At 41.7% G+C, this 6,281-nt stretch carries 4 protein-coding genes and 1 pseudogene; 1 reads left to right on the forward strand and 4 read right to left on the reverse strand.

Annotated features, from left to right (window positions below):
• Positions 1 to 150 precede the first annotated feature (150 nt).
• From ACEYW6_RS30705 to ACEYW6_RS30715, 3 genes are all read right to left on the reverse strand, one after another.
• A complete protein-coding gene (locus ACEYW6_RS30705; protein ID WP_190894395.1) occupies positions 151 to 1,386 on the reverse strand; it encodes a DUF445 domain-containing protein in 1,236 nt (411 codons plus the stop codon).
• Positions 1,387 to 1,506: 120 nt separating this feature from the next.
• The gene (gene ubiE, locus ACEYW6_RS30710) at positions 1,507 to 2,211 is read right to left on the reverse strand and encodes a bifunctional demethylmenaquinone methyltransferase/2-methoxy-6-polyprenyl-1,4-benzoquinol methylase UbiE (RefSeq protein ID WP_196511070.1); all 705 of its coding nucleotides are present in this window, start codon (positions 2,209 to 2,211) and stop codon (positions 1,507 to 1,509) included.
• A 125-nt stretch (positions 2,212 to 2,336) separates the two neighbouring features.
• Complete coding sequence (locus tag ACEYW6_RS30715) at positions 2,337 to 3,293, reverse strand: response regulator (protein ID WP_412982755.1); 957 nt, start codon at positions 3,291 to 3,293, stop codon at positions 2,337 to 2,339.
• Positions 3,294 to 3,722: 429 nt separating this feature from the next.
• On the opposite strand from ACEYW6_RS30715, the gene ACEYW6_RS30720 reads away from it, so the two are divergent.
• Positions 3,723 to 4,811 carry a RuBisCO accumulation factor 1 gene (locus ACEYW6_RS30720; protein WP_196511068.1) on the forward strand — a complete coding sequence of 363 codons (1,089 nt, stop codon included), beginning with the start codon at positions 3,723 to 3,725 and terminating at the stop codon, positions 4,809 to 4,811.
• Positions 4,812 to 5,571: 760 nt separating this feature from the next.
• On the opposite strand, the pseudogene ACEYW6_RS30725 reads toward ACEYW6_RS30720, so the two are convergent.
• Positions 5,572 to 6,281: pseudogene (locus tag ACEYW6_RS30725) on the reverse strand (hypothetical protein); the annotation flags it as partial.

A 6,281-nucleotide genomic window follows, 5' to 3' on the forward strand; every position in this document is an offset into this window, starting at 1 on the left:
ATCAAAACCAGAGCGATGTCTACGACGGGCTACGCCTACGCTTCTTACTCACACCTCTTCTCAAAAAGCGATCGCTCAATTTCACTCATTTCACAATCTGGACAACTTGCAACTATAAATTGATAAAATTTTACACCCAAAATCACAAAATCAATATTGACTTAATATTAAAAACACTGTCTGCAATAACCCGATAACAAAACCCAAAACACCACCTAAAGTTACAATTGCCTGCAATTCATTTTTCACAATTCCTTCAATAGCAGCTTCTAAATCAGCCGGTGAAGTTGATTTTACCCGGTCAACTATTACTTGATCTATCGATAAAATCGGAATTACTTGCGCCACAATTACTTCTAAATCTTTTTCCAAATACTTATCTAATATTAAAGCCAACTCTTGACTCATGACTTCTAAAGAAGTACTGACAACAGGTGAAGTACTAAGACGATTCAGCAGCACTACAGCAATATTTTCCCAATCAACAGAATCAGTTAATCCTTGTAAAAAATCGCTGCCACTGTTTTGCAGGTAATGGCGGACACTTTCGCGGGTGGTCTTTCGGAGTTGGCGCACCGTACCCATTGGCAAGTTTTGTAATGATAAATCTTGCAGTAATTTTCTAATGCGATCGCGCATTTGCAAATCTTGAGTCAATTCCTGCAAGCGACTATTGGTAGCCTCCTTTTCATCCAAGCAAAAAGTCCGTAGCCGTGTAAGAGTATTACGTAAGCCAAACAAATTTGCTACTACCCAATAAGTCCCACTGGTTTTTTCGCGGAAGCCTTCATCAATAATTTGAATTGTGCGATCGGTCAAAAAATCAACTATCGTCTGCCGCAGCACATCTGGCGGTAAAACTGCTTGCAACAACCAATCAGCAAGCCGCGTGGCTTGTTCTTCACTCAATTGAAATTCCAGCAATATCTGGTCAAAAATTTGATTTATCTGCGCTTCCAAAAAGTCTTCACGTCGCGCTAAAACTTTGAGTAATCGGGGCAAAGATTCCCCTAGTAAATCCCGCAAAATCCCAGCGACAATTTTAGCACTTTTCTCGTTTTTATCTGTTTTGATTTGTTCAATCGCCAGCCGCAACAACCAGAGAATTGCTGCTTGCACACGTTCTGTTTGCAACAAACGTCGCGCCAGATTTTGCAATTCTTTTGGTGTCAACAGTGACCCCATGATTGTCTTAGAAATGTTCAGAGCCAGACGTTCCTGGTTGCGGGGAATCAATCCAGGAGTGAAGGGTACTCTTCGTCCAGCAATGTAAATTGCTCGGTAAGGACGGAACAACATTTTGATGGCTATATCATTTGTGAAATAGCCAATAATTCCCCCCAGTACCGGGGGAGACACATAAAGCCAAAGATGAGACCAGTCCAAGGGAAGAATTAAAAAAGTTAGGAGTTTAGAGCTTAGAGTTAGGAGTTAGGAGTTAGGAGTTAGGAGTTAGGAATGATAAATCTTAAATAAGAATTTATCACTACTCATAATTCATAACTTTTAACTAATAACTCCTAACTTACTAAGCACTAGCACTCCCATCATACCGTTCGCAATGGGGTAGTGTGTGGCAACAGCAAAACCAACTTGACGCGCTAACTCTATTTGCTCTCTCCCAATGGGAAAGCGGTCTAAGCTGGGGCTAATGTAAGCATATTCTTCTTTTAAGCCTAAATAATTGGCAACTGGCACTACGAAACCGTCCAGATACAACTGCTGAAAGGCACGTAGCTGAGGATTACTTGGTCGATGAAAGTCTAAAATTGCGGCTTTAGCACCCGGCTTCAAAACCCGGTATAACTCTTGGAGACTGCGGGGAATATCTTTAACATTTCTTAAACCATAGCCCATTGTTGCGGCATCAAATTGGTTATCGTCAAAGGGTAAATTTAGCACATCGGCTTCTACCCAGTCGATCACAGGTTGGGGGTACTGCCAATGTGAGCGTTCTTTAGCTGTTTCTAATAGGTTTCGGGAAAAATCCACTCCGTAGACTTGTCCTGTTGCTCCCACACGCCGCGCCAAACGTAAGGCTAAATCTCCACTACCACAACACAAATCTAAAGCAGTATCACCCGATTTAGCCGCACTCCATTTCACTGCCATTTCCTTCCATATCCGATGCTGTCCCAGACTCAACCAGTCGTTCAACTGGTCATAAACTGGAGCAATACGGTTAAAAATGGACTGTATTTCGTTAGTCATTGGTCAATAAGTCATTAGTCATTGGTCATTAGTCATTTGCCAAGGATAAAGGACAATTGACAAAGCGCAAAGTCTGAGTGGAGGTCTCCTCCGCTCAGAACTTTGTAAGAGAAGACAAATGACAACTACACAAGGGTTTGATGACAGCCACTACTGGTAAGAGCGATCGCCACCAGTTGCGCTGATAAATTAATTAGCATTAATTCATCTTCCCGCAAAGTGCAGGGTTGTTTCCACTGTAGCGACAATACACCCAAAAGTTGATTACGGTAGCTAATTGGGATAACTAAATGTGCTTGCACACCTGTGTTCTGGTAGTGAATAGTATCAACTAATTTCGTATCTTTAAGTACATTTAAGGAAACTTGCATTTGCCCAGTGGCGATCGCTTCTCTTGTTAGTGGGTCTTGAGATAGCCAGTTCTCTATTATACCTGTATCGCTGTAAGTTCCTTGAGTTGCAATCAGAGTATTTCCATCTGTAAGTTGTAGGATACAGCCTTCTGCTCCAAAAGTCTCACTCACAGCCTTAGCAATTGGAGCCAGAGTTTCCTCTAAGCTAGAAGCAGCTTGAGTTACCTGTACCAAAACACTCAGCAGCGCCATTTGAGCATGAGCACGGCGTAATTCTTCTGTACGTTGCTTGAGCAAGTCGTAGGTTTCTGCTGCTCTTTGCACCACTGCTTTCAGTTCACCTGGGTCCCAAGGCTTGGTGATGTATTTATAGACTTGCCCCGCATTAATCGCCTCTACCAAGTCTTCAATATCAGTAAATCCAGTGAGAATTATTCTAACTGTATCGGGAAACTGAGGTACAGTCTTACTGAGAAACTCAGTTCCTTTCATTTCTGGCATCCGTTGATCGGAGATAATTACCGCTACCTCCCCTTCTGCTGCCAAAACTTGTAGGGCGTTCACCCCACTATCAGCTTTCAGAACATTAAAGTCACGTCGAAATGTGCGATAAAGTAGATCGAGATTATCTGGCTCATCATCAACTACCAGGATTTTGAGCTTTTTTGGGCGTTCGAGAGTCATAACTTGATATTGGAGTTTATCTATTTCGAGACTGGACTTATCCATAAGATATTTCCTTTAAATATTCACTATCTTGTTATATTCCATACCAAGTTTAGTTGAGAAGAGCCGGAAAAGGCCAAGGGTTTATACGGAGTTATTTTGCATATTTTAAAACGTTAATAATTAGTGCTACAGAGAAAATCTCCCTGCCTAAATATCTGAATTAGAAAAAATTACATTAGAAAAACCAACTAAATCAGCCTAATTATGGATGAGGTAGCTTAACAAAGCTCCTTTGGATACAACGCGCGTTTGTCATTGGTGTCAACTTAAACTAAAACTCCTTTAAAACCTTGTTTTCAGCCAGAGACCAGTCGAGATAAGTTTCTACAGTTCAACTCAAGACAGTAGGTCTGGGTAGTTCATAGATTAGAATAAGACTTGCTCATGAGGTGTTAAGCAACCTCTCAAGTTGAAGCTCGCACTCCGATTATGACTGATCTACCACCCAACGCTCAGAATCCTGAAGACAATGCTACCAACGATGTAGCGCAAGAATTACTCCGAAAGCTGAGGCAAAAACAAGGTAACTGGGTGGAATGGGGAGCCGCGATCGCCTTGTTGCTAAAAAACGGTTACAATCCCCAAGACATTTTTGAGGCGACTGGATTTGAGCCAATTCAACAAAATCAGGTGGTTGTTGGTTCTCAAGTTTACAATTCTTTGGAAAAGTTTGGAGTATCGGAAGCAACGCGATCGCACTATACCACACGCGGCAGTGATGTTTTATACGAACTGCGCTTACTTACTCAAGAAGAACGCGCCGCCGCCGCTGAACTGATATTTGTCCACAAACTTGATGCCGATGAGGTAAAGGAAGTGGCAAAAGCAATTAAAGAGTTCTCCTATTTCCGCAATTTGCCAGAAGGATTTTCTGCCCATCCTGGGGATGCTGTTGCTCACCAAGTTTGGAAACTAGCACGCCAAAATACAGATTTACAACAGCGATCGCGCCTGATCGCCAAAGGTTTGCGTTTTGCTCACACACCAGCCGCCAGGAAGCAAATCGAACAGCTACTGACTGATTTTACTACCGTTCCCCAGCGTCCAGCGCCAATTTTACCCTTTTACCGCCTGGAATTTGAAGAACAATTACCTCGAATCTTGCCCGTAGTAGGCGAGTTGCCATTGTCACGGCAAGACTTGCAAGCTGTGCCGATATTGACAGAAATCGAACCATTTCGCCTAGTCAAGTTTTCTGGAGAGCAAGCTTGGGTGCCTTTACCAGGTTGGCAAGTGCTATTGGCAGCAGAAGATCCAGTAGTGATTTTAGCGAATAGCGATCGCTTCCCCATCCAAACCCAAAGCCAAACGGGGCCCGTTGTAGTTGTGGTAGATCGTGCCCAACGAGAATGGGATGCCTCCAGCTATTTTGTAGTTGAAAATGGTGGTGAATTAGATTTTCAGTGGTTTGACACTGAACCAGAAATTCCTCTACTAGGACAAATTATTATCATCGTGCGCCCTAAGAAAATTCTGGATGAAGAATTAACTAAGGATTCTTGGCAGATTGACGAATAAATTCAATTTTAGACGATCTAACTGCGTAACACTCCCATACCTTCTGGTATGGGAGTGTTGAAGACTAAACTAACTGGAGCAAAAATCTCAATACGGTTGAGTTAAGGAAAATCGTAGGTTGGGTTGCAGAACTTGTTTGTAGTGCGGGCAAGATGCTCGCACTACTTATTTTTACTTGATGGCTTAATTCTTGAAAATACCTTGCAGATTGTGAATCCATTTTTGCAGGGAAAAACTTGACTGTTGAAGTTTACGTCAAGACATCAAAACGAGAATGGCTATATTTTTTTGTTCATTGATAAGCTTTACTTGAGCTATGTTAACCAAGCCATAAGCTTGATTACGAAAGAACAAACTTTAGTTATGAACACTTCTACTTTGATAAACAAAACATAAGCGTTGGTAACGAAAGAACAAACTTTGATGACAAAAACATTTTTTTAATAAGTAATACTTTAGTTCTCTTAACCAAGCCATAAGCGTTGGTAACGAAAGGACAGGCTTTGGTTATGAAAATAATTGTTTAATAAGCATTACTTAAGTTTTGTTAACTAAACCATAAGTTTTGGTAACGAAGGGACAAGTTTTCGTTACCAAAGGAACGATATTTATAACGAATACAAAAATTGTTGCTACCAACGCGCAAATACTAAGTAGTTAAACAAAATTAATCACACAATGTCATTGCGAATGTAGCGGAGCGGAATGTAGGCGAAGCCTTCGCTCGCAATGACTGTAATTAATTTTGCGCGGTTACTTATCAACCACGCCGCAACCATTCTAAAATTTTATTAACCGCCTGGTTGGCTGCAAAGACTTTGAGGGTGTTGGAGTCTGGTATGGGGTCGCCAATCAAACAAATCGCGCCCTCAAATTTGCTGATGGCGTTGAGAAACGCATCGCTGTATTTTACCGCATCTGTAGTATTACTTGTGCCTGGGTGAAATACTAAAACCACCTTATTGTCGGTTTCCAGCAATTCCCAATAGGTTTGGAGTTCCGCCATTGTTTTCGGCGTACCATCTGCACATTTAGGATAGCCAGCTTTGAAGATTGTAGTGTAAATTTTGCTGGCTGGGTTATCTGGGTCAATGAATTTACTGTTGTCGATACAAATTAAGTGAATGCTTTGGCTAAGTTGGGAATCTTTGGTAATGGCTGTTTGCAACTGTTGGAGTAAGTCAGGATAACTAAGACTGAATCCTTCACCATTTTCTTGATGCCAAGCTAGGTAGAAATCGGAATAAGTCATATTCTGAGAACATTCCCAGATGACATTGTAGTTACTATCAAATTGCAAATAATCCTTTAAACCAGTTACAGCCAAAGACCGATGCGTATTGCCTGTGACGATTTTCCCTAAGCTTGATGCTACCTGCCTACGGGTGGAGTTATCCAGATTTTGTGATTGCAGCAGTTGCACCAAGGCGGCGATCGCAAATTCATTGCCTGGGTCGATTTTCTCTAAGC

Source organism: Nostoc sp. UIC 10607, assembly GCF_047228265.1.
GTDB classification, from domain to species: Bacteria; Cyanobacteriota; Cyanobacteriia; order Cyanobacteriales; family Nostocaceae; genus Nostoc; species Nostoc foliaceum_A.